Below are 24,383 nucleotides of genomic sequence, written 5' to 3' on the forward strand. Positions count from 1 at the left end.
TACACCAGCAACTTCCTGGTCGGCTGCACCGGCTACTACGACTACGACCAGGGCTTCCGCCCGCAGTTCCCCGGTGAGGAGAACTTCGGCGGGCAGATCGTGCACCCCCAGCACTGGCCCGAGGACCTGGACTACCGCGGCAAGCGGGTCGTCGTCATCGGCTCCGGCGCCACCGCGATCACGCTGGTCCCGGCCATGAGCGAGGACGCCGCGCACGTGACCATGCTGCAGCGTTCGCCCACCTACATCGCGCCGCTGCCCGCCGAGGACCCCGTCGCGGTCGGCATGAAGAAGGCCAAACTGCCCGCCGCGCTGGCCTACAAGACCGGCCGCGCCCGCAATATCGCCCTGCAGCGCGCCAGCTTCGCCCTCTCCCGCAGCAACCCCGCCCTGTCGCGGAAACTGCTCCTGCAGGCCGTGCGGGTCGCCGTCGGGCCGAACGTGGACATGCGCCACTTCAGCCCCAGCTACAACCCGTGGGATCAGCGGCTGTGCATCGTGCCCAACGGGGACCTGTTCAAGGTGCTGCGCAACGGACGCGCCTCCATCGTCACCGACCGGATCGCGACCTTCACCGAAACCGGCATCCGCCTGGAATCCGGCGAGGAACTGCCGGCCGACATCGTGATCAGCGCGACCGGCCTCAACATCCAGATGCTCGGCGGCGCGGCGATCGACGTGGACGGCACCCCGATCGCCACCCGCGATCTGGTCGCCTACAAAGGTGCGCTGATGAGCGGGCTGCCCAACGCCATGATGATCATCGGCTACACCAACGCCTCCTGGACGTTGAAGGCCGATCTCGCCGCCGAATACTTCTGCCGCCTGCTCAATCACATGAAGGCCAAGGGGTATTCGACGTTCGTCGCCGAAGCCGAGGAAGCCGACCGGGCGCCGGAATCGATGATGGGCGGCGCGCTGACCTCCGGCTACATCGCCCGCGGCGACGCGGTCATGCCGCGCCAGGGCCGCCGCGGCCCGTGGAAGGTGATCAACAACTACTACCGCGACCGCGCGCTGCTGCGCAAAGCCGACCTCGAAGACGGCATCCTGCGCTTCGGCACCCGTTCGGCGGCCGCTCGCCCGGTCGTCGAATCCCGTTCCGCCTGAACATCTTCGCGCGGAACTCCGTCCGGTCGCGGCAGCGCACGGCCACGACCGGACGGCCCGGGACCTCAGCCCAGCAGATGCGCCGGCGTCGCCAGCGGTTTGGTGTTGGCGACGAATTCGCGCCGCAACCGGTGATAGGACTCGCCGTCGCCGAAGAAGTTGCGATGCATATGCGCCAGTTCCTCGGCCCGATACCGCGCCAGCGGCCGCACCGCCTCGTCGGCCGCGCGGCGCTGCTTCTTCGCCAGCAGTAGATTCTGCAGTTCCGGTGCGGCCGCTAGGGTTTCGGCCTCGCGCCGAACCTGTGCCCGGAACTGCTCGGTGGAGCCTTCGAACACCTTGTCCACCAAGCCCACTCGCGCCGCGGCCCGCGCGCCGACCGGCAGGGTCCGGCTGGTCAGCTGCTCCGCCATCTCAGTGCCCACCCGTTGCGGCAAGGTGTAGGTCCAATACTCCGAACCGTGCAGGCCCATCAGCCGGTAGTGCGGATTGAGCACCACCGATTCCCGGCACCACACGTGGTCGGCGGCCAGGGCCAGCATCACCCCACCGGCGGCGGCATTGCCCGACAGCGCCGCGATCACCAATTTGTCGGTGGTGGTGAGAATCGCCTCCACCACATCGTCGATCGCGTTGATATTGCGCCACGACTCCTCGGCCGGATCGGCGGCCGCCTCGATCACGTTGAGATGGATGCCGTTGGAGAAGAAGTCGCGCCGCGGCCCCAGCACCAGCACATCCACCGGTCGATCGCAGGCCTCGCGGTACGCGGTCAGCAGCCGCCGGCACTGCCGGGTGTCCATCGCCCCACCGGGATAGGCGAATTCGAGATATCCCACGCCGGCGTCCTCGTGGTAGCGCAGCTCCGACCAGGTGTCGCGCCCCGACGCCTCGGCGGGGGAGACCGGCACCTCGGGGACTGCGGCGGGCAGATCGGCGCCCAGCGCGTCGGTGGCCGGCATCTTGAACGTCACCGGTCCGCCCGGCACGCGGCGCGGGCGCAGCTGTGGCAACCACACCGCACCGTCGACGGTGGCCCGGCAGATCGCGCCGTCGCGGGTGGCTATCACCGCGCCCGGTTCGCCACGCAGCCGGTCCTCGTAATGGCCACCGTGGACGAAGTATTCGCGGCCGAACAGTTCGTCCAGCACACCCGGCTGGGAATCGGCCGCGCGCAGTGTGCGGATCACCGTGGCGGTATCGGCGGTGGCCCAATCGATGCGGCGCACCTGCTGGGTGAGGAACGGCCGCAGCCGGCCGGTGACGTCGGGGCGGTCGTAATCCAGCGGTTCGGGCACGTAGTCGCCGGATGCGAAGCGGCGCACCGCGGTCAGCACCGCCTCGACCGCCGCGTCGGACACCTCGTTGCGATACAGCTCGCTCTTGCCGCACGGCGCCACATCGAAACCCACCGACGCCCAGATCGGACCGGCGTCCATCTCCGCCACCGCCTGCAGCACCGTCACACCCCAGCGGGTCGCACCCTCGGTGATAGCCCAGTCCAGCGACGACGGCCCCCGATCGCCCATCGGTCCCGGATGCACGATGAACACCGGATGTTCGGTCCACACATCCTCGGGAATCGCCGTGGTGAGCATCGGCGCCAGAATCAGATCCGGCCGGAAGCGGGCGACCCGGGCACGGAGTAGATCGTCGCCGAGAGCCAACTCGACGCCGACCTCGTGATCGCGTTCCCGCAATTCGGCATGCACTCGCTGGGTGAGACTGTTGAATGCGCTGGCGACCAACAGGATGCGCACGAGCTGTCCTCCATCAGGGTGTTTCGTCGGTCCGTGACCGGACCGCAACATTTGCCCCTCTGAAACTAGCCCCAGTGCCGCGCGCCCGCATACCGGGCGGTGCGATCAGTGCGGCACGGTCACCGGATCGGCACAGCTGCCCGGAATGTCGACCAGCGAACAGGCCACCGGCCCGCGCGTGGGACGGTAGTCCGCGGAAACACCCCCGGCCCGAGTAATCGCGCGGTAGGCGTCCACGGCGTCGGTGGGGCGGCGGGTCAGCGAGGGGTCGGTCAGCACGTCGACGGTGTACAAGCCGAAGCGCGGTGTGTAGCTGCCCCACTCGTAGTTGTCGGTGATCGACCAGTAGTTGTAGCCCATCACGTCGATGCCGTCGGCCTTGGCGCGCTGGAGCCAGTACGCGGTGTCGCGCAGATCGTCGCCGCGGGTGTAACCGTCGGGGCGGGGCGCGCCGTTCTCGGTCGGCATGCCGTTCTCCACCACGTACAGCGGCTTACCGGGGAATCGACGCGAATAGTATTCCAGCGCATAGTAGATCCCCTCGGGCTGCAGCGGCATCTTCCACAGCTGCTCGAGGTCGCCCGGCGACAGCCGGGCCAGGTCCTGCGGGGTGTGCCCGTAGTAGTAATCGATGCCGACATAGTCGAGTTTCGCGGCGATGGCATCGATCATCGGGCCGTTGACCACCGGCTCCGCGGTGCCGACGATGTAGGCGAGGTTGCTGGTCACCATGGCGCCCGGCTGCATCCGGTGGATGTCGTCGTAGATGGTGTTGTGCGCCTGGATCAGTCGCTGCTGCATCGCCGGGACGTCCGCCGGCGACAATCCGCCGTTGCGGGTTTCGTTGACGATGTACATTGCCGGCTCGTTGAACGTGACCCACAGCGGATTGCGAGAGGCGTAGCGCTGCACCACCGTTCGCGCGTTGGCCAGCCAGTCGTCGAGCATCGCCGGATGCGCCCAGCCGCCGCGGTCGGCGGCCCAGCCGGGATACACCCAGTGGTCCAGGGTCAGCATCGGGCGGATGCCGTGCGCGGCCATCGTGTCGAGAACGCTGTCGTAGAAGGCGAATCCGGCCGCGTCCCATTCGCCGGGCCGCGGCTGCACCCGTGCCCATTCGACGCTGATGCGGTAGACCCCGACGCCGAGGCCGGCGGCCAATCCGATATCGGAGCGATAGCCGGTGAAGAAGTCGACCGCATCGTGGTAGCGGTCGAAGTCGGGATGCGAGGCCACGTACCGGAGCCAGTTGCTGTCGGGCGCATGGCCTTCGCACTGGAATCCGGCGCTGGCCACACCCCACAGGAAGTCACCGCCCAGATTCGGCACGGTGGCCGGCGCGGCGGGACGGGCCCGGGCGAAGGCGGCGGGACCGGCCACGGCGGCGGGACCGGCCACGGCGGCGGCGGTCCCGGCGGCGAGCAGACCGAAAGCCTCGCGGCGACTGACGTTGCGCATCGAACTCCTCGGTATCCGGTGGGGCACGCTCCGGCAACGGTAACCCGGTCACCATTCGCGTACGGCCGGTTGCGGCGCAGTCATTCTCACCCGCAATTGGGCAAGTGTCCAGATGTTGCGGAATTCGGTCGAACACTGTCGGTGCGCGCGGCTAGGGTGGCGGCCATGGCCACGCACATGACGCATTGGGGAGCGTTCGACGCCGTCAGCGACGGCGAACGGCTGACCGACGTACGGCCCTGGCCCGGCGATCCCGAGCCCACCCCGCTGATCGGCAATGTGGCTTCGGCGCACCATCACCCAACCCGCATCGACCAGCCCTACGTCCGGAAATCATGGCTCGAACACGGACCGGGAGCCTCCGGCCGCGGCGGCGATTCCTATGTCCCGGTGAGCTGGGACCGCGCACTCGATCTGCTCAGCGGCGAATTGCGCCGGGTCTACACCGAATTCGGCCCCGAAGCCGTCTACGGCGGTTCCTACGGCTGGGCCAGCGCGGGACGATTCCATCACGCCCAGAGCCAGTTGCACCGGTTCCTGAACTGCCTGGGTGGCTACGTCCGTCACGTCAACAGCTACAGCCTGGGCACCTCCACGGTACTGCTGCCCTATGTGCTGGGACCGCTGTTCACCCTGCTGGGACGTTTCACCGCCAAATCGGTGATCGCCGAACACACCGAACTGGTGGTCGCGTTCGGTGGTATCTCACCGAAAAACGCCGCGGTCAATCCGGGCGGCGTGTCCCGCCACCACACTCGCGACTGGATCGAGCGAGCCCGGCGGCGCGGCTGCCGGTTCGTCACCGTCGCCCCGCTGCGCGACGACACCGCCGAGGTCGCGGAGGCGGAGTGGATCACCCCGCGCCCGGGCACCGACGCCGCGCTGATGCTCGCGCTGGCCCAGGTTCTCGACGCCGACGGCTTGGCCGACACCGCATTCCTGAACTCCCACGCCGTCGGCTACGAACAGTTCGCACACTATCTACGCGGCACGTTCGACGGGGTGGTGAAGGATCCCGCGTGGGCGGCCGCGATCACCGGGGTGCCGGCCGAACGCATCCAGGCGCTGGCACACGAGATGGCCGCGGCGCGCACGCTCGTCACGGTGAGCTGGTCGCTGCAGCGCGCGCAGTACGGGGAGCAACCGACGTGGCTGGGCGTGGTGCTGGCCGCCATGCTGGGTCAGATCGGATTGCCCGGCGGCGGTTTCGGACACGGCTACGGATCCTCGGCGAGCGTCGGCGAACCCACCCGCACCCTGCCGCTGCCGCGACTTCCCCAGGGCGCCAACCCGATCGACCGATTCATCCCCGTCGCGCGCATCGCCGATATGCTGCTCGCACCCGGCACCCCGTTCCGATACGACGGACGTGAGCTGCGCTATCCCGATATCCGCCTGGTCTATTGGGCCGGTGGCAACCCCTTCCATCACCATCAGGACCTGGCGCGCCTGCGCCGCGCGTTCGACCGGCCCGACACCATCGTCGTCCACGACTCGTTCTGGACCGCCACCGCCCGCCACGCCGATATCGTGCTGCCGGCCACCATGACCATCGAACGCGACGACTACGGCACCGGCGACAACGACGGCGTCCTGTTCCCGATGCCGGCCCTCACCCGCCCGTACGGACAAGCTCGCGACGACTACGACATCCTCACCGAATTGTCCGAAAGACTCGGCACCGGTAAGGAATTCACCGAGGGACGCACAACAGGCGAATGGCTGCGGCACCTGTACGAGCAATGGTTGTCCGACCTCGGCGAACGAGGACGCGGCTTCCCGGACTTCGACCGGTTCTGGGCCGGTTCCGGTCTCGACCTGCCCGTCGCCGACCCACCGCAGGTGGTGTTCGCGGATTTCCGCGCCGACCCCGGCACGCATCCGCTACCGACACCCTCCGGTCGCATCGAGATCTTCTCCGAAACCATCGCCGGGTACGGCTACCCCGACTGCCCCGGCCATCCGGTATGGCTCGAACCCGATGAATGGCTGGGCAGCGCTGCGGCACAACACTTTCCGCTTCAACTGGTCGCCAACCAGCCGCGCACCAAACTGCACAGCCAGCTCGACGTCGGCGCCCACAGCCGATCGGTGAAGATCCGCGACCGCGAACCGGTGCGCCTGCATCCAACGGAGGCCCACTCCCGCGGACTGGCCGACGGCGATATCGTGCGTCTGTACAACGACCGCGGCTCCTGCCTGGCCGGACTCGTCGTCGACGACGCCGTCGCGCCGGGTATCGCGCAACTGTCCACCGGCGCGTGGTACGACCCGGATCCCGCCGATCCGTCGTTCTGCCGGCACGGCAACCCGAACGTGCTCACCGCCGACCGCCCCTCCTCCACGCTGAGCCAGGGCAGTACGGGACAACTGGCGCTCGTGCAGATCGAGGCCTATCACGGCGCGGTTCCGGAGCTGACGGTACTCACCCCACCGCGGATCGTTTCGGACTCATCGGACGTTCGCTCGTAATCGTCTGCCGGACAACCACGTCCGGCGGCTCCGGCGCACGCCCATGTGCCGGGCTCCGGCCTCAGTCTTTCCGGCCGGTCAACGCCAAGCTGGTACCGAGTCCGATCATCATGAGTCCGCCGGCACCTCCGACGGCGGCCAGTCGTCGGGGTGAGCGCGCGAACCAGGCGCGCGCTGTCCCGGCGGTCAGTGCCCATGCGGAGTCGAAGATCAACCCGAACACCGGGATACACATGCCGAGTATCAGCATCTGCACCGGAACCCAGCCGTTTTCCGGGGTGACGAATTGCGGCAGCAGCGCAGCGAGGAAGACCACGGACTTCGGGTTGGCGAATCCGACGATCAGCCCGTCGCGCAGCATGGTGAGCGGGCCACGCCGGAGTGCGGTCACCTCAGCGGTGAAGGTGTCGGCCAGCCGGGCTCGATGGCGAATCGCCTGGAGCCCCAGATAGATCAGGTAGGTCGCGCCCAGGACTTTGACGGCGGTGAACACGGTGGCCGACGCCGCGACCACCGTCCCGAGCCCGAACGCGACCGCGGCAACCTGCAGGCACACACCGAGCGCGTTGCCGGCCACGGTGAACAGTGCTTCCCGCCGCCCGACCGTGATCGCACGGGTGATCGCGAACAGGACACTCGGCCCGGGAATGACGACGAGCAGTGCGGCCAATCCGGCGAATTCGAGCAGATGATCACGCGCCACCACAGGACGACCCTAACGATCGGCGAACCGGCCCGGCCACCGGACTTCCGACTCCTTCTCGGTTCCCGCAATGACTCGGCGCACCCACTCCAACGGTACCGGCGCCAGCTCGTGGGCGTCGAGACCGACGTGAATCATGTGGCCGCGGATCCGCACCGAACTGTGCGTGTGGCCGTGCAGCAGCCAGCGACCGGCATTGTCACCGGTCGCGGGCAGCCGCCACTCCTCGAACCGGTTCTCGGCGGTATGGTCCCCGTCCGCGGCGCCGTGAAAGGGAAAGTGCGACAACAGCACCCGGTGGCCGTCGATCCTGCGCACCGCGGACTGCTGCACCGAGGCGAACACTTCCGAATAGATCCGCTGCCAGTGATGCGCCCGGCTGCGCATCGGATGGCAGCCGTCGTGGTTGCCGGCCACCAGATGCTTCACCCCCGGCCGCCGCGACATCCACTCGAGTGCGGTCGTCTGTGCCTTCGTGCCACCGACCGAGATGTCGCCGAGCACCCAGACCTGATCCTCGACGCCGACCCTGCTGTCCCACCGCTCGGCCAACTCGGCATCGTGCGCCTCGGGTGTGTCGAACCCCCGGAGGCTCGACACCAGCCGATGTCCCACGTGCGGGTCGGCGAGGAACCACACCTCGCTCATGAAGTCTCCTCGTTCAGATAGGCACGCCGGATCCGTTGCAGCAGCGACTCGATCGGCGCTTCGTCGGGCTCCTCCCGCAGGGCCGAGGTCGCCTCGGCGAATGCCGCCTCGTACTCGGCGAGCACCGCCCGCACCGGAGTCGCCCCCTCGGCCGCGGCCCGCTGCCCGAACTCGAGGTAGCGCTCCGGATCCGGCACCCGGATCGGCAGGTAGCCGGTGGTGTAGAGATGATGTCCCTGCCACAGCAGCCGCAACGTGTGGCGGGCTTGTTTGGCGCGCCGATCCGGCGACGGATGCGGGCGCTGTTCCAGATCACGCAGCTGCGCGGCGGCATACCCGACATACGCCCGGCGGACCCGCCTCGCCGACGCGAAACATCCACGCAGCGAGACGAGTTCCCGCCCGAAAGCCGTTGTGACCGTGTAGGTGTCGAGCCACAGCAATTCGTAGGCCGTCGGATTGCACGACAGCATCAGGGCCATCGCCTTACCGATTTCGTGGTAGACGGCGTCGTCGCCACCGCGGCCGGTGCGGCTGGCTCGCGCCGGCGGATGCAAACCCAGCAACGCACTCGTCGGTTCCGCGTATACCCCGGCATAGTCGGTATCGCTCGTCTCCGTTGCCAAGCCGTACGCCTGCGACCCGACGACGCCCTCCAACAGCAGATTCTTCACCTGCCCACCCCCGTCCGTACGCCCTGTCGCCCGCTGCGACCAAGCCGCGCCCCGAAGCGCACCGGCACCATCACCGGAGAGGCAACGATAGTGCGGGCGAACGGCCACGCGCACATCAATTTCCGGCCGCGCAGCCACTCACACCTGCGCACGGCGCCGACGCACTGGTCCGACTCAGCGCCCGCACTACGGTGCCCGGAAGCCGCCGATCTTCTGCTCGAGCAGTTCGGCCAGCCGCAGCGGGGTGCGGTCCTCGAACATCGGGCCGATGAGCTGCACTCCTACCGGCAGGCCCTCGGGTGAGCGGCCCGCCGGTATGGCGGTGGCGGGCAGGCCGGGCATGGTGGCCATGCCGGCCCACACGAGCTGGTCGAAGTACGGGTACTCCACGCCGTCGATGTCGATGTACCGGTCCTCCAGATCTCCGTTGTGGTCGTGCGGGTAGGCGGGAGTGGGCGTGATGGGGCACACCACCGCATCGAACTCGGAGAACAGTCGCCGCCAACCGTGGCGGTGGAGTTCGCGACCGTTGTTCGCCGCGACCCAGTCGCGGTGGCTGAGCACCATGCCGCGCAATCGTGCCGCGTCGAGACCTCGATCGTCCGCGCGGAGAGCGGCGGCTCGGGTCTGCAGCTGCCGGTACACGTCGAGGGGAAGACCTGCGGCGGCGTTCGACAGCATCAGCTGCATATATAGTGTCGCCGCTTCGGTCGGGTCGGGCAGCAGCGGGCTGTGCCGTTCCACGCGGGCACCCTCGTCCACGAGCGCCTCGGCGACCCGGTTCACGCCCGCCCGCACCGCCGCCCCGGTCGGAATGAGCGGATGGTCCTCGAGGACCAGCACACGGAAGTCGGCGAGCCGGTCGTGGCGCGCGGGCGGCAACACGACGTCGTAGGCGACGCCGTGGGTCAGCGGGTCCGGTCCGGCCATCACGTCGAGCAGAAGTGTGAGGTCGCGAGCGGTGCGCGCCATCGGACCGACAACGGCGAGGTCGAGGTCCACCGGCAGTGCCGGTGCGGGTGGCGCGACCATCCCGCGGGTGGGTGCCAGCCCGAGTGTCGGCTTGTGTGCGTAGATGCCGCAGAAATGCGCGGGGGTGCGCAACGAACCGGCAAGGTCGGAGCCGATGGACAGCGCGCCGAATCCGCACGCCAGGGCCGCCGCCGAACCGCCGGACGACCCACCCGACGTGCGGCCGTGATCCCACGGATTGTTGGTGGTGCCGTAGATCTCGTTGAAGCTCTGGATATCTCGCAGCATCACCGGCACATTGGTTTTGCCGAGGATCACCGCGCCGGCGGCCTTCAGCCGCGATACCTGTACCGCGTCCTGGGACGGTACATAGTCGGCGTGCTGCGGTATGCCCCAGGTCGTGGGCAGCCCGGCCATATCGTAGGACTCCTTGACCGTCACCGGAATACCGAGCAGCGGGCGGTCCTCGCCGCGGGCGCGCGCCCGGTCGGCGGCGCGCGCGGCGGCCCGCGCATTGTCGAAGTCCGGCACACAGATCGCGTTGATCGCCTTGTCGTCGCGTTCGATCCGGGCGATCGCCGCGTCGGTCAGTTCGACCGAGGTCACCACACCGGCGCGCAAGGCAGCCGCAATTTCTTCGGCCGACTGAAAGTTCCACTCCATGAATCGGAAGGTATTGGCCCGCGGCAGGGGGCATAAAATACCTCTTCGCGCAAAGAGGAAATTCGAACGAGGCCACTTGCAGGGCAGATCAACGCATTCGTTCTGCCATATCCCCAGGTCATGACGCAGACAGTGACCCGACTTTGCCGGCGCAAGCCATGAAATGCCGTTTCAGACAACGGGATAGATGTCACAATGGCTGCCGTATTTCCACTTCTGCCGCAGACCGTTCGACCGGTCGCCCGGCGAGATCGGTGCTGGCCGAAAATCCGGCGGACGAGGCAGGTCGACCTCGTGGAGAGCCGGAAGAGCATTGCAGTTCCGAATCCCGATGAACGTCAGCGGTTCGGCCGCGTTACCGGCTCGGTTCCGGCCTCACAACCCGAGTTTCGTTACCGCGTTGTCCTCCAACGGGTTCGCGGTGCGGATGTAGCCGTGCACGGTGCGTGGATTGGACCAGCGGCCCTGGCGCATGATTTCGCGGTCGCTCGCGCCGCCCAGTGCGGCCTGGGTGGCGAATCCGGCGCGCAGCGAATGTCCGGAGAACAGGGCCGGATCGAGTCCCGCCCGTGCGGCATAGCGCTTCACCAGTTCCGCCACCGCCCGCCCGGAAATCGGCTGCGCGCCGATGCCGCCGTGCCGCGACACCGGCGGGAACAGCGGGGCCTGCGGATCGACCCGGGTGGCGCCGGTGAAGCCGTGGCAGCGATGGATGTCGGTAGCGGCGGTAGTGCGCTCTGTCCAGGACCGCAGATCGTCAGCGCCGCCCTCGGAGTGGATGTCGCGCAGGTCGATCCACTCCGCGAAGGCGCACACCGGACACGTCGAGGGTCGTGCCCCACGCGGCAGAGCCACCGATTGGGCGCCCGCGCCGGTCGGATCGGTTTTGGTTGCCGGCAGCCGCACCAGCAGCACGGGCTCGCCGGTGCGGTGATCGAGGGTGACGGCCACATCGCCGACGCGTAGTCCTGCGAGTTCGCTCCGGCGCAGTGCCCCGGCGAAGCCGACGAGCAGCATCAGCCGGTCTCGGCGGCGGGCAGGCTCGGTGGGCCAGCCCGGGGCCGGCAATCCGTCCAGCAGTTGTTCCAGCGTGTGCAGCAGCACGGGACGCTTACGGTTGGGCACGCTGCGACGGGTGCGGCGAATGCCACGCAGGGTCAGCCGCACCACATCCGATCGGGTCGGGGAGGGCAGCCCGTTGGCGGCATGGACCGCGGCGATGGCTGCGCTCTTGCGTTCCAGTGTGGCCGGCCCGAATGCCCACTCGCCGGACGGTTTTCGCGCATCGGCGGCCGCGGCCAGATATACCGCGACGTCCAGGGCGTCCGCGGGAAGTGCGCACCGCGCCTCGGCCGCACACCACGCCGACCACCCGATCCAGTCGGACCGATAGGCGCGCACCGTGTTCGGCGACTGTGAAGCCTCCAGATAACGGCCCAGTGCCCCGGCTTGCTCGGTGTCGAAGCGCTCCCGCACCATCCGCAGGGCGACCGTGTCGACGAGCACACTGCGCACACCCCGCCGTAATTCGGTGCGAACCGCCTCCGGCACGGCGATATCGACGACCACGGGATCCGGTGAGACGCTCATCGCGAGACAGGCTACCGGGCAACGACGTTCGCCGCGCCCGCCCGCGCCGGGAAGAATGATCGACCGTGCCGTCCGTGACAGTCGCCGCCGACGATCCCGCCCGAGCCGACGTGCTGGCTCTGGCCGCCCGCCATCTCGCCTTCGCGCGGGCCCATACCCCCGCCGAGGCCGTCTTCGCACTCGACCAGGGCGGACGGGCCGATCCATTACTCACGGTGGTCACCGCTCGGCGCGACGGTCTGCTGCTGGGTATGGGCGCGGTGCGTGATCTCGGTGCCGGGCACGGGGAACTGAAATCGATGCACACCGTCGACGCGGCACGCGGACACGGCGTCGGCACCGCGATCGTCACGCATCTGCTCGAGCTGGCACGCGCCCGCGGCTGGGTGTGTGTGAGTCTGGAAACCGGTGCGGGCGAGGCGTTTCGGCCTGCGCGCACGCTGTACGAACGGTGCGGGTTCGTGCGGTGCGGCGCGTTCGGCGACTACCTCGACAACGGGACGAGTGTCTTCATGACTCGCGCGGTGGGAGCTGCGGACGATGCGGAAGCGCGGGAACAGAAATAGCCCGGAATCGGATTACGCCCCGGAATCGGATTGCGCGGAGTTCCCCCGAACTCCCTTCCACTATCAATGTATATCGCACAGGGGGTCTTGCGGCAAGGCCGGGGGTGTGCTGCACAATCGTCGAGCCAACGCCATGACCTGCGGAAATCGGCCGTTCCGTGGGCTCGGCCACCACCGTGTCGAATGGGGTTTCATGATTGACGTGATCGTTGCCGGTGCCGGACCTACCGGTCTGATGCTGGCGTGCGAGTTGCGGTTGCACGGCCTGAACCCGGTCGTGCTGGAGAAGGAGACCGAGCCGACGAAGGTTGTCCGCGCGCTGGGCCTGCACGCGCGCAGTATCGAGGTGATGGATCAACGCGGGCTGTTGGAACGTTTCCTCGAGCTGGGCACGAAGTATCCGGTCGGGGGGTTCTTCGCCGGTATCACCGCACCGCAGCCGGAGCTGGACTCGGCGCACGCGTATGTGCTCGGTATCCCGCAGACTGTCACCGATCGGCTGCTCGCCGAACATGCGGCCGAGATGGGCGTAGACATCCGGCGCGGTCGCGAAGTGGTCGGCGCTACCCAGGACGCGGAGGGTGTGACCGTCGACCTGGCCGACGGCAGCCGGCTGTGCGCACAGTATCTCGTCGGGTGCGACGGCGGACGCAGCACCGTGCGCAAACTCGCGGGGATCGATTTCCCCGGTGAGCCGACGCGGGTGGAGACGCTGCTGGGGGAGGTCGAGCTGGACGCGCCGCTGGAGACCGTGACCGCGGTGGTGACCGAGGTCCGCAAGACCCAGCGGCGTTTCGGGGTCGGGCCGTCGGGCAGCGGGACGTTCCGCTTCGTGGTGCCGGCCGAGGGATTGTCCGAGGACCGTACGGTGCCACCGACGATGGAGGAGGTGAAGCGGCAGTTGGTGGCCACCGCCGGCACCGACTTCGGCGTGCATTCACCGCGCTGGCTCTCGCGTTTCGGCGACGCGACCCGGCTGGCCGAGCGGTATCGGGCCGGGCGGGTGCTGCTGGCCGGGGACGCCGCGCACATCCATCCGCCGGTCGGCGGTCAGGGGCTCAACCTCGGCATCCAGGACGCGTTCAATCTGGGGTGGAAGCTGGCCGCCGAAGTAGCCGGCTGGGCGCCCGCCGGGCTGCTGGACAGCTACGAGTCCGAGCGGCACCCGGTCGCCGCCGCCGTGCTGGACAATACGCGCGCGCAGATGGAGCTGATATCGCTCGAGCCGGGTCCCCGTGCGGTGCGGCGGCTGCTCACGGAGCTCATCGATATCGAGGAGGTCAACCGGCGGCTGACCGAGAAAATCACCGGCACCGCGATCCGCTACGACTTCGGGGACGGGCCCGAACTGCTCGGCCGGCGCCTGCGGGACGTGCGGTTGAAGGACGGGCGCCTCTACGAGTTGATGCACGCGGGCCGCGGACTGCTGCTGGATCAGACCGGCCGGCTGTCGGTGGCGGGGTGGGCCGATCGGGTGGATCACGTCGTCGATGTCAGCGACGAATTGGATGTTCCCGCAGTTCTTTTACGGCCGGACGGGCATGTGGCGTGGGTCGGCGACGACCAGGACGATCTGCTCGCCCATCTCCCGACCTGGTTCGGCGCGGCCTGATCGGCCGCCGGATCTACGGTCGCGCCGCGACACCGAAGGTGCGGGCGGTGGCGATGGTGGCGAGGCGGTCGCCGGCGCCGGTGTCGCGCAGATCGACCCGGCCGACGCCGCCCCGCAGCGTCGCGGAGGCCGTCACCGGGCCCACCTTGGCCGGTTGCAGATAACGCAGGCCGAGGAAGCTGAGGCTGTCACCGGGAGCCAGGGACAGCACGGCTTCCTCGGCCGCGACGGCGATGAGGCCGCCGTTGACGCTGCCGGCGGCGTTGAGCACCTCGTCGGTGCGCGGGAGAACGGCCACGCCGGGGTGCACCCGTTCACAGCGCAGGCGTTCGGCCAGGGGAGTGGTGAGCCGGTCGCGGCCGGCCGGCATGTCGATGCTGAGCGCGCGGGGAAGTTGCAGGTCCGGGTCGGGAGCGACCATGAAGGAGGCGCCGGCCAAAGCCAGCGGTTCGCCGTCGACGGCGAAGTCGATCTCGGCCACGAAGACCGACCGGCCCACCTTCACGGTGCGGCCGATCGCCTCGAGCTGCCCGGCCGCGGGCGCGGGCCGGTAGAGGTTGACGTCGAGTTCCAGGGTCACCGGAACCCGCGGATGCATCACCAGCGACGCCAGCAACCCGGCAACGGTATCGGCCCAGGTGGCGAGAATGGAGGTGCGCAGATGCGCGGTTCCCGGCGCGTGCAGTTCCGGCACGATGGTCGCGGAACCGTGCACCTCGTCACCGGCGCGCCGGGTGGCGAAGCCGAGTTCGAGCAGCACGTGGCGGCGCGGGGACAGTCTGCTTTCGACACTCACGGCATCTCCTCCGGTCCGGTGCGTCCCGGCGGGGCCACACATGAGCGATTTGATTCTACTTCAAAGAGAATCGCATTCTCGTCGGCTATCGTGGGGCGCTGATGCGCGCCTTCATCGCGGCGAGCCGGGCGGCGAATTCCTCGGATTCCAGCGATGCCACCTGCGGCACGATCTCCGCGTCGACGGCCTCGGCATGCGCGTCCAGGGTGCGTGTATGGCGCATGGTGCGTTTGGTGGTGATCAGCAGATCGCGCGGCGCCTCGGCCGCACCCGCCGCCAATTCGACTGCGGCGGAGAGCAAGTCGTCGTGGTCGCCGAGTACGACACGATGCACCAGGCCCGCACTGTGTGCCGCGTCGGCATCGAGGATCTGGCCGAGCAGCGTCATGGCCGCGGCCTGCTGCGACCCGACGGCGCGCTGCAACATCCAGGTCATACCGCCGCCGGGATGGATACCCAGCCGCAGGAATCGCGCGTCGAACCGAGCGCGCGGTCCGGCGAGGCGTACATCGGCGGCGAGGGCCAGATTCAGTCCCGCGCCGACCGCGGCCCCGCCGACGGCCGCGACCGTGGGCAGCGAGCATTCGGCCACGGCGAGAAATCCCGCGTAGATGGCCCGCAAGCCTTCCTCCGCCGCCTCGCCGAGTGCGCTGAGGTCGGCGCCCGCGCAGAATGCCGGCGGAGCTCCGGTGATCACCACCGCGTGCACCCCGGCATCGGCTTCCGCCTCCGCGATCGCCGCCGCCAGCTGCTCGGACAGCCCGAGCGTCAACGCATTTCGGCGCTGCGGGTCCGATACCGTCACCACCGCGACCGCATCGCGCCGCTCCACCGTGATCTCCGCCATGGCGTCATCGTAAGGGAGGGCGCGGTCGATACGATCCGGGAATCCGAGTCGAACCGGACGAGCAAGGGAGCCCGCATGAAGGCCGTCATCGTGTGTGTCTCGGTATCGCACGGCAATACCCGGAGAATCGCCGAGGCCATGGGCGAAGTGCTCGGCGCCCGGGTCGTCGGGCCCGAGGAACTCGACACCGCCGAACTCGCCTCCTGCGACCTCGTGGGATTCGGGTCCGGCATCTTCACCATGAACTTCCATCCCCGCTTGCGCGAGCTGATCCGCGCGCTGCCGGCACAGTCCGGTACCAAGGCGTTCGTCTACGCCACCAGCGGTATGCCGGAAACACCCCTGCGCCGCTATACCCGTTCGCTCGCAACGCTTCTCACCCGGCGCGGCTTCACCGTGCTCGACACCTTCACCTGCCGCGGCCTCGATACCTGGCTGCCGATGCGAATCGTCGGCGGAATCAGCAAGGGACATCCCGACGCCGCCGACCTCCACGCGGCACGCACCTTCGCCGAAGAGCTGCGCGACCGCGTCACCGCCGGGCGCTGAAAGCGCCACCTTCGCCCGGGCCCGCGCGGCGGCCGGTATGCGCCCGCCGCGTGGGCCCGGTGATGGTCCGGGCGTCAGCCCGCGGTCCGGCCGTCCAGTGACTCGCGGATGATGTCGGCGTGCCCGGCGTGCTGGGCGGTCTCCTGGATCAGATGCATCAGCACCCGGCGCACGCTGCGCACCGCACCCGTCTCATGCCACGGCGCGTGGGGGAGCGGATGCGTGGCCGCGAGATCGGGGACGGCGGCGATGATCTCCTCCGTGCGCGCGGCGATCTGCTCGTAGCGGGTCAGGATGCCGGCGAGGGTTTCGCCGGGCAGCATCACGAAGGTGTTGCGGTGGTCGATGGCCCACTGGGGATACTCCCGCGCGGTGCCGGCTGCGAAGTCCGCCCAGGTGACCCCCTCGGGCAGCTCGTAGGTCATGGCCGAGGGGCCCTCCACGACGAACCGCAGCCAGTTGTCCTCCATCGCTGCAACATGTTTGACCAACCCGCCCAGCGACAGGGCGCTGACGGTGGGATGCGCGCCGGCCTGCTCGTCGGTCAGCCCGTCGACGGTGCCGCGCAGGGCGCTGCGTGCGGCGGCGAGCTGGGCGAGTAGATCGGCGCGTTCGCCGTCGAGTGCGGACGCCGGGGTGTTCTCGGTGGTCATCGTTGTCCTTTCGGGTCGTTGTCGATTCCGATACCAACGATCGCAGCGAACTAGGTCGGATTGTGTCCGCTTGTCGCGGGCGGAAGAGATTCATGTCGCGGGTGGTCCGCCGCACCGGTCGCACGCGGGCGGGCCGGCGTGTTCCCGGCCTGGGGCGTAGCTGCCCCACCGGCGAGGAGTTCGAGCCGGTCTTCGGATGCGCTGCCGGGTTCGGCGGTGTATGTGATCAGGGGTGTACGGCCCCCGGCGGCCCGGCGACGGGGTGATTTCGGATCCGTTGTTCCCGGAGCAAGCGTGTGCCGGTGCCTCGGAGAACGAGCCGACTGGGCGTGGCCGACCTCGCGGCCGCCGCAGACTGGCGCAGAGCAGTTATTCCGGATGTGCGGTATTTCCCGCGGGCACGGAGCCGGCATCGATCCGCAGGGGCGGAAGGGGGTGCCAGGACACCGGCACCTGGCGCATGAGCAAGGCACAGTCGAGTACTGCGGTGCCGGGCGGGAACCGGTCCCGGTCGTCGAAGACCGTGGACCGAACCGAGCAGACCTCGACCGGCTCGACGTGCCACGAGCTCGTCTGGAGCTCGAGCCCATCGAGGTATTGACCGCCACGCGTGGCCGAGAATCCGGCCGAGCCATGCCGAAAGAAGTCCGATGCCTGCGCGAGATCCGCGAACAGTTCGCTGCCCTGGAACCGCTCGGCGGTCCGGACATCCACGCTCACGGAGAGGGCCTCGTCATGACTGGCGAAGGCCACGTGCAGGTCCTGCGTCGTCTCCCGCACGTCGAACCGCGCCAGACTGTGCTCACCCGGAAACAGTCGGCCACCGGCGAGGACATTGGCCACCGAGCCGCTGTCGCGACGCGAGATGTACACACCGGTCGTGCGTCCCTGCGGACCATCCCACTCAACCGCGATGCGATGTGCCGCGTTCTCGCTGCGCAGCCCGATCCAGCCGGGTAGCCGACTGGGTCGGAACTGGCCGAGGCGGATCAGGCAGATTCCGGCAACCGCCCAGCCGCCGACCAATTGGGGCCGCATCGGCGGCGGCACCAAGCTCGCGGCAGCCTCAGGGTCGACGCGGTAGTTCACAAGAAGGCGTCGCTCGACGACGCTGGACATCCGCGGAGGTCTCATCAGGTTCCCCTGTTCTTGGTGGTTCGGGGTCTGCGCTGTCTGACGATGACCTGCTCCGGGCAGATCGCGCTCAGGAACCTGCCGACACACAAAGCCAGTCGTTCCTTGACAAGCGAGTAGAAGATTCGATTGGCGGCTCGGCGTTCTCGGACGAGCCCGGCTGCCTTGAGTACGCCAAGATGCCGGGAGATCGACGGACCACTGATCGGAAACTTGGCGGCGATTTCCCCTGCGGTCAACTCGCCGGAGCGTAAATCCTCGAGGATCTGTCGGCGCGTGGGGTCGGCCAGCGCGCGGAACACTCCGGCTTCCTCTTCAGGCCCGATCTCGGTCATATTTGGATTTTAGCACTATAGCTAAATAGCGAACAACGACAGGATTCCAGCCGTCAGATCACATCGTGATCAGGGTGTTCGGTTCGCCAGTGGAGCAGCCCACGTATCCAACGCGGAAGGGTTCGATCGCACCGGCGATCGCTCCATATGACGATGGGTTCATCCCGAAGCCGGTCAAGCCATTGCTGTTGTTCATCGCGCGAGTTCTACCGGGACCTCGCGCTTTTCAGGCGCCGGGTGCAACCTCGGGGCCAATTGGTACGGCCGTACCACCGAGCACAGTTTTTGGCGAGTTGCGTTGTAGTTACGTTTAGTTGGATGCGACCAAACGTAAACGTAATAACCAGAGGGGATTTCGGAGCGAAGCGCAGGGCTGACCTCCGATAAGGTTCACTTATCGGAGGTCAGGCAGGAACGAAATCCGCCGGCGCTTCCCGGCTTTCGTTTCGTGTCCTTCCGTTGGGAATGACGAAACAAACGCTACGATTCCCGCGTGTCGAGCATCTGTAACTACCCGGGCTGTACGCGCACCATCACTCGTGGCGGGACTCCGGGACGGCCATCGGAATATTGCGACCATCCCGAACACACGCGGTGGCGGGCATGGCGGGAGCGTCAGCGTCGTCAGCAGGAGGGTGAGGGGACGGAGACGAACGTCACTGTGACGCAACCGGGTCCGGTGACCGCGGCCCGGTTGCGGGCCGACGAGTTGCTCACTCAGTTCCGGACTCTGGCCGACCAGCTGAGTAACACGCTGTCGGTCGCCGTGGCCGAATTGTCGACCCTGGCCGACCCCTCGGTGGCCGAGGCGCAGGTCCAGGCCGTGCAGGCCGATGCCGCGCGGCGCATCGCGGAGGCCGAGGTCGCCACCGTGGCAGCGGAGAAGGCGCGGCGCGAGGCCGAAGAAGCCCGCGACGCAGCCGAATCGGCGGCCGAAGACGCCGCCGCGGCCGCCGAGACGGCCGAAGCGCGCATCACGGAGGCACTCACCGCACGCGACGACGCACTGCGGGAAGTGCAGCGCGTCAGCAAACAGGCGGCCGACGACGTATTCGCCGCACGCTCCGAGGCCGACGCCGAGATCCGCGCGGTTCGCGCGCAGTGCGCGCACGACATCGACGAGGCGCGGCGGCAGGCCGGCGAGCAAATCGAACTGGCGCGCACCACGTTCACCGCGGAACTCGAACAGGTGCGTCGCGACAGTGCCCAGCGGATCACCGCCGCCGGCGCCGAACGCGACCTGGCCGTCCAGCGCGCCGCCGACGCCGAACGCGCCATCGAGCGCGCCGAATCGGCCGTCGCGGAACGGAACCGGACCCTGGAGGAGACCAAGGCGGAATTGGCCCGCGCCCGCGGCGAGATCGACCGGATGCGGACGGAGGCGAACGCGGCACAACAGCGCGCCGCCGACGATATCGCCGCCGTGCGCGCCGAAGCCGCCGCGGCCGCCGAACACGTCGCGCAGCAGACCGCGGCCAGGCTCGCGGCGGTCGAGGACGCACGACGCCAGACCCTGGCCCGGGCCGAACGGGCCGAGGCGCAACTCGACGCCGAACTGTCGCGGCGGACCGACACGCGTACCGAGCGGGAAAGCGAATCAGGCACTGGCGCACCAGAAATGGCCGATCCCCGCTGACGTGGTGATCAATCACGCAATCAACCGGCGACAGGCTTGGAAACCACGCCGAGACCGAGTCGATCGTCGGCTTCGGCGGGGGCCGACCGCTATGCTCGTCAACTAATCAGCCACGGCTGCGACGGGCGTCGTGGGAATCGAGAGGTGACAAGTGAACGACGACGCCATGCGAGCGCGGCAAGCAAGGCCGAGCGTGGCACGGGTATACGACTACATCCTCGGCGGACGGGACAACTACGGAGTCGACCAGAACCTCGCCGACTACTTCATCGACTTCCTGCCCGGTTCCGAACAGGTCGCGATCACCGCTCGCGCGGCCACGCTGCGCGCGGTACGCAGCATGTGCGCCAACGGAATTCGCCAGTACATCGATCTGGGATGCGGGCTGCCCACCACCGAGAACGTGCACGACGTGGTGCGCCGCCAGCATCCCGACGCGCCGATCGTCTACGTCGACAACGATCCGTTCGTCGTCGCCCACGGCCGCGCGCTGCTGTCGATCGACGATCGGATCGCGGTCATGCAGCAGGACCTCTGTCAGGTTTCGGCCATCGCCGAGGACGCGAACGTGAAGCGGCTGATCAACTTCGACGAACCGGTGGGCCTGCTGTTCGGGGTCGTGCTGGCTTTCGTGGAGGACAACGAGAATCCCGCCGGTGTGGTCGGCGACTGGGCCGCCCGTGTCCCGGCCGGCAGTCAGGTCTACATCTCCCATTTCCGCTCCGGGCACAACCGCGAGACCAACACCACCGAGCGGAAGGTGCTCGACGCCTTCGGTCGAGGTCGCTGGCGTAACGACGACGAGATCGAGGCGCTGTTCGGCGACCTGGAACTGATCGATCCGGGCCTGCAGCCGTGCGCGCGTTGGTGGCCGCGCTCGGCCGCCGAGGATTCCGGCAGTGGCCGTGAACTCAGCGTGTGGGAGCAACTGATCGTCGCCGGACTGGCCCGCAAATCCGCCTGAGCCGCACCGGGATCGGCACCCGCGCTCAGCGCAGGGTGCCGATCCAGCGGCGCGTCTGCGCCGGATCGATGACGTCGTCGAGTTCGAGTACCGTCGCGGCGGTGAGCGCCTTCCCGCTCTCGTAGGCGGCGCGGACCAGATTGTCGAATGCGGTGGCCCGCTGCACCGGATCCTCGATTGCCGCGAGTTCCTTCGCGAACCCCAGCCGCACGGCGCCCTCCAGACCCATTCCGCCGATTTCCCCGGTGGGCCACGCGATGACGAAGCGCGGGGCGCGAAACGAGCCGGCCGCCATCGCCTGCGCACCCAATCCGTAGCCCTTGCGCAGAATGACGGTGCCCCACGGCACCGACATGGCGGCCGCGTCGATGAACAGGCGGCTGAACTTCGTGACGGTGGCATGGGTTTCGGCTTCCGGCCCGACCATGAAACCCGGTGTGTCACACAGCGATACGATGGGCAGCCCGTGTGCGTCGCACAGTCGCAGGAAGGCACTGAGCTTGTCGGCCGCCGGGGCGTCGATGGCACCGCCGAGGTGATGGCAGTCGTTGGCGATGAGCCCGAAGGGCCTGCCCTGCACGCGGATCAGCGCGGTGACCACGCCCGCGCCCCAATCGCGGCGCAATTCCAAGACCGAACCGGTGTCGGCGACCGCGGCGACGGCCGCGCGGATGTCGTAGGCGCGCAGCCGGTCCTGCGGCACCACATGGCGGGCCAGCCGCGGGTCCGGCTCCTCCCACGTGTCGAGGGCCCCTTGGAAATAGCCGAGATAGTCACGCGCGATCGCCACCGCCTCGGCCTCGTCGCTCGCGACGATGTGCACCACACCGTTGCGGCGCTGCACCCGCACGGGGCCGATCTCTTCCGGTGCGTAGACACCCAGGCCACCGCCCTCGATCATCGCGGGCCCGCCCATGCCGATATTGGCGTCCGGCGTGGCGATGACGACATCGCACATGCCGAGCAGCGCGGCATTTCCGGCGAAGCAGCGCCCGGACACGATGCCGATCAGCGGGACCGTGCCCGAGAGGGCGGCCATCGCACGGAAAGTCGTCACGTCCAGGCCCGAGATACCCGAGTGATCGGTGTCGCCGGGCCGTCCGCCGCCGCCCTCGGTGAAGAACACCACCGGAAGTCGCTGTTCGCGGGCCAGTTCCAGCATGCGGTCGGTCTTGGCGTGATTGCGCATGCCCTGAGTACCGGCCAGCACCGTGTAGTCGTAGGACATCACCACCGCCCGGGCGCGGTTGTGACCGAATCGTCCGGCGTTGACGGTCGCCACGCCCGCGACGAGCCCGTCGGCCGGCGTATTCGCGATGAGATCCTCGATGCTGCGCCGGGAACGCTGCGCCGCCACCGCCAACGCCCCGTATTCGACGAAACTGTCGTCGTCGACCAGATCGGCGATGTTCTCGCGGGCGGTGCGACGCCCCAGCCGGTGTCGCTTGGCCACCGCCTCCGGGCGTGCGGCGTCGAGTCCGGCACGGTGGCGGGCCCGCACCTCCGCGAGATCCTCGCGTTCGGCGTCGAGGTCCACGGCGGTGAGGTCGGCGTGTTCGCCGTCGTGCTCCGCGTCGTCCCACACCAGCAGTGCTGCATGCGGATCCACCACCGTCGCGGGTTCGGCCAGCACCCGCACCACTCGCAACGACTGTCCGGCGCGGACCACGTGATGCATCTTCATCGCCTCCACGACGGCGACCTCGGCGCCCGCGGCCACCACCGTGCCCGGTTCGACCACGCTGATCACCGTGCCACCCAGGGGTGAGCGCAAGACTTGCTCGTCATCGTCGAACTGCTCCGCCGGGGCCGGGGCACCGGTCGCGGGCGGTGTCGGCGGGGGAGCGGATTCCTCGGTTCGGCGCGCCAATTCGGCGCTGTGGCGTTCGAACCACAGGGTGTCGACCGTGGTGTCGCCGGGCAAGGCGTCGAGGACGGCCCGCTGCAGGGCGACCGTGGTGTCGACGCCGTCGATCGTGGTTTCGGCCAGTGCGTCGGCGGCGCGCCGCAGCGCTGCCGGACAGGTCGGTCCGCGGGCGATGATCTTGGCCAGCAGTGAATCGAAGCCGGCGCCCTGCCGCATCCCGCTGTAGGCGGCGGTGTCGACGCGCACACCGGATCCGGTCGGGGGAGTGAACCGGGTGAGCACGCCGGTGCTGGGCAGCACATCACCTGTCGCGCTAAGGATTTCGGCATTGACACGCACCTGCACCGCATATCCGCGGGCGGCGTGCGACAGCGCGAGATCGTTCAGTGTGTGGCCCTGAACGAGGTCGAACTGTACGGCCACCAGATCCAGGCCCGTCACCTCCTCGGTGACGGTGTGCTCGACCTGCAGCCGCGGATTGACCTCGAGAAACCACGCGGTGTCGCCGCGCACCAGGAATTCGACCGTGATCACACCACGACAACCGACCGTTTCGGCCAGTCGTACCGCCTCGGCATGCAGGCGCTCGCGCATCTCCGGCGGGAGCGAGGGCGCGGGCGCGATCTCGATCAATTTCTGGCGGCGCCGCTGCACGCTGCAATCGCGATCGCCGACCGCGACCGCGCGCGAACCGTCGGCGACGATCTGCACCTCGATGTGGCGGGCGTGTTCGACCAACGCCTCGGCATAGACGGTGTCGTCACCGAAACCCGCGCGAGCCTCGGCGCGGCAGTGTGCGTAGGCCTGCGCCAGTTCCTCGCGACGGCGCACCACGCGCATCCCGCGGCCGCCGCCACCGGCCGTCGCCTTGATCATCACGCCTTCGGGGTGAGCGAGGAGCAGGGCCTCGATCTGCTCGGGCCCGGCGGCGCCGGCGGTCGCGGGCAGCACCGCGACACCGGCCTGTTCCGCGGCACGCCGGGCCGCCACCTTGTCGCCGAAGGTTCGCAGCACCTCCGGAGCCGGCCCGACGAACACCAGTCCCGCTGCCGCGCATGCGGCGGCGAAATCGGCGCTTTCGCTGAGGAATCCGTAGCCCGGATGTACCAGCGCGCCCGGCCCCGCACTGCCGGCGGCCGCGACGACGGCGTCGATGTCGAGGTAGGCCGCGGCGCCCGAGCCCGGCAACCGGACCGCCTCGTCTGCCAGCCGCACCGGCATCGCGTCCGGCTCGTCCGCCGTCGACAACGCCCACGTGCCGTAGCCGCGCTCTCGCGCCGTACGCAACACACGGACCGCCACTTCACCTCGGTTCGCCACCACCACCTGCATGCCGCCAGTTTGATTGACATTGACGTCAACGTCAATATGCTG

General features: G+C 68.7%; 21 protein-coding genes. 7 read left to right on the forward strand and 14 right to left on the reverse strand.

Annotated features, from left to right (window positions below; all coding sequences use genetic code 11):
• Positions 1 to 1,110, forward strand: a 1,110-nt coding sequence (locus tag NE2_RS26010; protein WP_063030305.1) for a flavin-containing monooxygenase, incomplete at its 5' end; no start/stop codon positions are given.
• Between the two features lie 65 nt (positions 1,111 to 1,175).
• Here the strand turns inward: NE2_RS26010 and NE2_RS26015 are convergent.
• Together NE2_RS26015 and NE2_RS26020 are read right to left on the reverse strand one after the other, a co-directional pair.
• On the reverse strand, positions 1,176 to 2,870 hold the full coding sequence (locus tag NE2_RS26015; protein ID WP_063030307.1) for a hydrogenase maturation protein: 1,695 nt from the start codon (positions 2,868 to 2,870) through the stop codon (positions 1,176 to 1,178).
• A 105-nt stretch (positions 2,871 to 2,975) separates the two neighbouring features.
• Positions 2,976 to 4,328, reverse strand: a complete 1,353-nt coding sequence (locus NE2_RS26020; protein WP_063030309.1) for a family 1 glycosylhydrolase — start codon at positions 4,326 to 4,328, stop codon at positions 2,976 to 2,978.
• Positions 4,329 to 4,493: 165 nt separating this feature from the next.
• Between NE2_RS26020 and NE2_RS26025 the strand changes: the two genes are divergently transcribed.
• A complete protein-coding gene (locus NE2_RS26025) occupies positions 4,494 to 6,800 on the forward strand; it encodes a molybdopterin-dependent oxidoreductase (RefSeq protein ID WP_063030311.1) in 2,307 nt (768 codons plus the stop codon).
• A 61-nt stretch (positions 6,801 to 6,861) separates the two neighbouring features.
• Here NE2_RS26025 and NE2_RS26030 read toward each other — a convergent pair whose 3' ends face one another.
• The 5 genes from NE2_RS26030 to NE2_RS26050 all read right to left on the reverse strand — a co-directional run bounded on the left by NE2_RS26030 (position 6,862) and on the right by NE2_RS26050 (position 12,050).
• The gene (locus tag NE2_RS26030) at positions 6,862 to 7,506 is read right to left on the reverse strand and encodes a LysE family translocator (RefSeq protein WP_063030314.1); all 645 of its coding nucleotides are present in this window, start codon (positions 7,504 to 7,506) and stop codon (positions 6,862 to 6,864) included.
• A 9-nt stretch (positions 7,507 to 7,515) separates the two neighbouring features.
• Complete coding sequence (locus NE2_RS26035; RefSeq protein WP_063909486.1) at positions 7,516 to 8,151, reverse strand: metallophosphoesterase family protein; 636 nt, start codon at positions 8,149 to 8,151, stop codon at positions 7,516 to 7,518.
• On the reverse strand, positions 8,148 to 8,825 hold the full coding sequence (locus tag NE2_RS26040; RefSeq protein WP_063030317.1) for a nucleotidyltransferase domain-containing protein: 678 nt from the start codon (positions 8,823 to 8,825) through the stop codon (positions 8,148 to 8,150). The genes NE2_RS26035 and NE2_RS26040 overlap by 4 nt, the downstream gene beginning before the upstream one ends.
• A gap of 186 nt (positions 8,826 to 9,011) precedes the next feature.
• Positions 9,012 to 10,460 (reverse strand): amidase, encoded by a 1,449-nt coding sequence (locus NE2_RS26045; RefSeq protein ID WP_063030319.1) that lies wholly within the window; start codon positions 10,458 to 10,460, stop codon positions 9,012 to 9,014.
• Between the two features lie 375 nt (positions 10,461 to 10,835).
• Positions 10,836 to 12,050, reverse strand: a complete 1,215-nt coding sequence (locus tag NE2_RS26050) for a site-specific integrase (RefSeq protein ID WP_063030321.1) — start codon at positions 12,048 to 12,050, stop codon at positions 10,836 to 10,838.
• Positions 12,051 to 12,115: 65 nt separating this feature from the next.
• Between NE2_RS26050 and NE2_RS26055 the strand changes: the two genes are divergently transcribed.
• Both NE2_RS26055 and rox read left to right on the forward strand, forming a co-directional pair.
• Positions 12,116 to 12,616, forward strand: a complete 501-nt coding sequence (locus tag NE2_RS26055; protein WP_218018664.1) for a GNAT family N-acetyltransferase — start codon at positions 12,116 to 12,118, stop codon at positions 12,614 to 12,616.
• 193 nt (positions 12,617 to 12,809) lie between these two features.
• Positions 12,810 to 14,228: a rifampin monooxygenase gene (gene rox / locus NE2_RS26060; protein WP_063030392.1), complete on the forward strand. Its 1,419-nt coding sequence runs from the start codon at positions 12,810 to 12,812 to the stop codon at positions 14,226 to 14,228.
• Between the two features lie 13 nt (positions 14,229 to 14,241).
• Here the strand turns inward: rox and NE2_RS26065 are convergent, their stop codons facing one another.
• Both NE2_RS26065 and NE2_RS26070 read right to left on the reverse strand, forming a co-directional pair.
• The gene (locus tag NE2_RS26065; RefSeq protein WP_063030325.1) at positions 14,242 to 15,024 is read right to left on the reverse strand and encodes a PaaI family thioesterase; all 783 of its coding nucleotides are present in this window, start codon (positions 15,022 to 15,024) and stop codon (positions 14,242 to 14,244) included.
• Positions 15,025 to 15,109: 85 nt separating this feature from the next.
• Positions 15,110 to 15,871 carry an enoyl-CoA hydratase gene (locus NE2_RS26070; RefSeq protein ID WP_063030327.1) on the reverse strand — a complete coding sequence of 254 codons (762 nt, stop codon included), beginning with the start codon at positions 15,869 to 15,871 and terminating at the stop codon, positions 15,110 to 15,112.
• A 75-nt stretch (positions 15,872 to 15,946) separates the two neighbouring features.
• On the opposite strand from NE2_RS26070, the gene NE2_RS26075 reads away from it, so the two are divergent.
• Positions 15,947 to 16,420, forward strand: coding sequence for a flavodoxin family protein (locus NE2_RS26075; protein WP_063030329.1), 474 nt, complete (start codon positions 15,947 to 15,949; stop codon positions 16,418 to 16,420).
• Positions 16,421 to 16,494: 74 nt separating this feature from the next.
• On the opposite strand, the gene NE2_RS26080 is transcribed toward NE2_RS26075, so the two are convergent.
• From NE2_RS26080 to NE2_RS35945, 4 genes are all read right to left on the reverse strand, one after another.
• Positions 16,495 to 17,073, reverse strand: coding sequence for a DinB family protein (locus NE2_RS26080; RefSeq protein ID WP_063030331.1), 579 nt, complete (start codon positions 17,071 to 17,073; stop codon positions 16,495 to 16,497).
• A 369-nt stretch (positions 17,074 to 17,442) separates the two neighbouring features.
• Positions 17,443 to 18,192, reverse strand: coding sequence for a DUF2071 domain-containing protein (locus tag NE2_RS26085; protein ID WP_228817423.1), 750 nt, complete (start codon positions 18,190 to 18,192; stop codon positions 17,443 to 17,445).
• Positions 18,193 to 18,206: 14 nt separating this feature from the next.
• Positions 18,207 to 18,542 (reverse strand): metalloregulator ArsR/SmtB family transcription factor, encoded by a 336-nt coding sequence (locus tag NE2_RS26090; protein ID WP_063030335.1) that lies wholly within the window; start codon positions 18,540 to 18,542, stop codon positions 18,207 to 18,209.
• A 58-nt stretch (positions 18,543 to 18,600) separates the two neighbouring features.
• Positions 18,601 to 18,738, reverse strand: coding sequence for a hypothetical protein (locus NE2_RS35945; RefSeq protein WP_157110968.1), 138 nt, complete (start codon positions 18,736 to 18,738; stop codon positions 18,601 to 18,603).
• 465 nt (positions 18,739 to 19,203) lie between these two features.
• On the opposite strand from NE2_RS35945, the gene NE2_RS26095 reads away from it, so the two are divergent.
• Both NE2_RS26095 and NE2_RS26100 read left to right on the forward strand, forming a co-directional pair.
• Entirely contained in the window at positions 19,204 to 20,178 is a 975-nt protein-coding gene (locus tag NE2_RS26095) for a coiled-coil domain-containing protein (RefSeq protein ID WP_063030337.1), read from the forward strand.
• Positions 20,179 to 20,329: 151 nt separating this feature from the next.
• Entirely contained in the window at positions 20,330 to 21,142 is an 813-nt protein-coding gene (locus tag NE2_RS26100) for an SAM-dependent methyltransferase (RefSeq protein WP_218018665.1), read from the forward strand.
• Positions 21,143 to 21,167: 25 nt separating this feature from the next.
• On the opposite strand, the gene NE2_RS26105 is transcribed toward NE2_RS26100, so the two are convergent.
• Positions 21,168 to 24,341 (reverse strand): carboxyl transferase domain-containing protein, encoded by a 3,174-nt coding sequence (locus NE2_RS26105; protein ID WP_063030339.1) that lies wholly within the window; start codon positions 24,339 to 24,341, stop codon positions 21,168 to 21,170.
• Positions 24,342 to 24,383 lie beyond the last annotated feature (42 nt).

The sequence above is a fragment of the Nocardia elegans NBRC 108235 genome (genome assembly GCF_001612845.1).
GTDB lineage: Bacteria > Actinomycetota > Actinomycetes > Mycobacteriales > Mycobacteriaceae > Nocardia > Nocardia nova.

Bases quoted from the DNA above. Each gene is read 5' to 3' on its own strand.
- NE2_RS26025 (WP_063030311.1), top strand. From the start codon at position 4,494: ATGGCCACGCACATGACGCATTGGGGAGCGTTCGACGCCGTCAGCGAC.
- NE2_RS26020 (WP_063030309.1), bottom strand. From the start codon at position 4,328: ATGCGCAACGTCAGTCGCCGCGAGGCTTTCGGTCTGCTCGCCGCCGGG.
- NE2_RS26080 (WP_063030331.1), bottom strand. From the start codon at position 17,073: ATGACCACCGAGAACACCCCGGCGTCCGCACTCGACGGCGAACGCGCC.
- NE2_RS26090 (WP_063030335.1), bottom strand. From the start codon at position 18,542: ATGACCGAGATCGGGCCTGAAGAGGAAGCCGGAGTGTTCCGCGCGCTG.
- NE2_RS26105 (WP_063030339.1), bottom strand. From the start codon at position 24,341: ATGCAGGTGGTGGTGGCGAACCGAGGTGAAGTGGCGGTCCGTGTGTTG.
- NE2_RS35945 (WP_157110968.1), bottom strand. From the start codon at position 18,738: ATGAACAACAGCAATGGCTTGACCGGCTTCGGGATGAACCCATCGTCA.
- NE2_RS26045 (WP_063030319.1), bottom strand. From the start codon at position 10,460: ATGGAGTGGAACTTTCAGTCGGCCGAAGAAATTGCGGCTGCCTTGCGC.
- rox (WP_063030392.1), top strand. From the start codon at position 12,810: ATGATTGACGTGATCGTTGCCGGTGCCGGACCTACCGGTCTGATGCTG.
- NE2_RS26075 (WP_063030329.1), top strand. From the start codon at position 15,947: ATGAAGGCCGTCATCGTGTGTGTCTCGGTATCGCACGGCAATACCCGG.
- NE2_RS26050 (WP_063030321.1), bottom strand. From the start codon at position 12,050: ATGAGCGTCTCACCGGATCCCGTGGTCGTCGATATCGCCGTGCCGGAG.
- NE2_RS26085 (WP_228817423.1), bottom strand. From the start codon at position 18,192: ATGTCCAGCGTCGTCGAGCGACGCCTTCTTGTGAACTACCGCGTCGAC.
- NE2_RS26070 (WP_063030327.1), bottom strand. From the start codon at position 15,871: ATGGCGGAGATCACGGTGGAGCGGCGCGATGCGGTCGCGGTGGTGACG.
- NE2_RS26035 (WP_063909486.1), bottom strand. From the start codon at position 8,151: ATGAGCGAGGTGTGGTTCCTCGCCGACCCGCACGTGGGACATCGGCTG.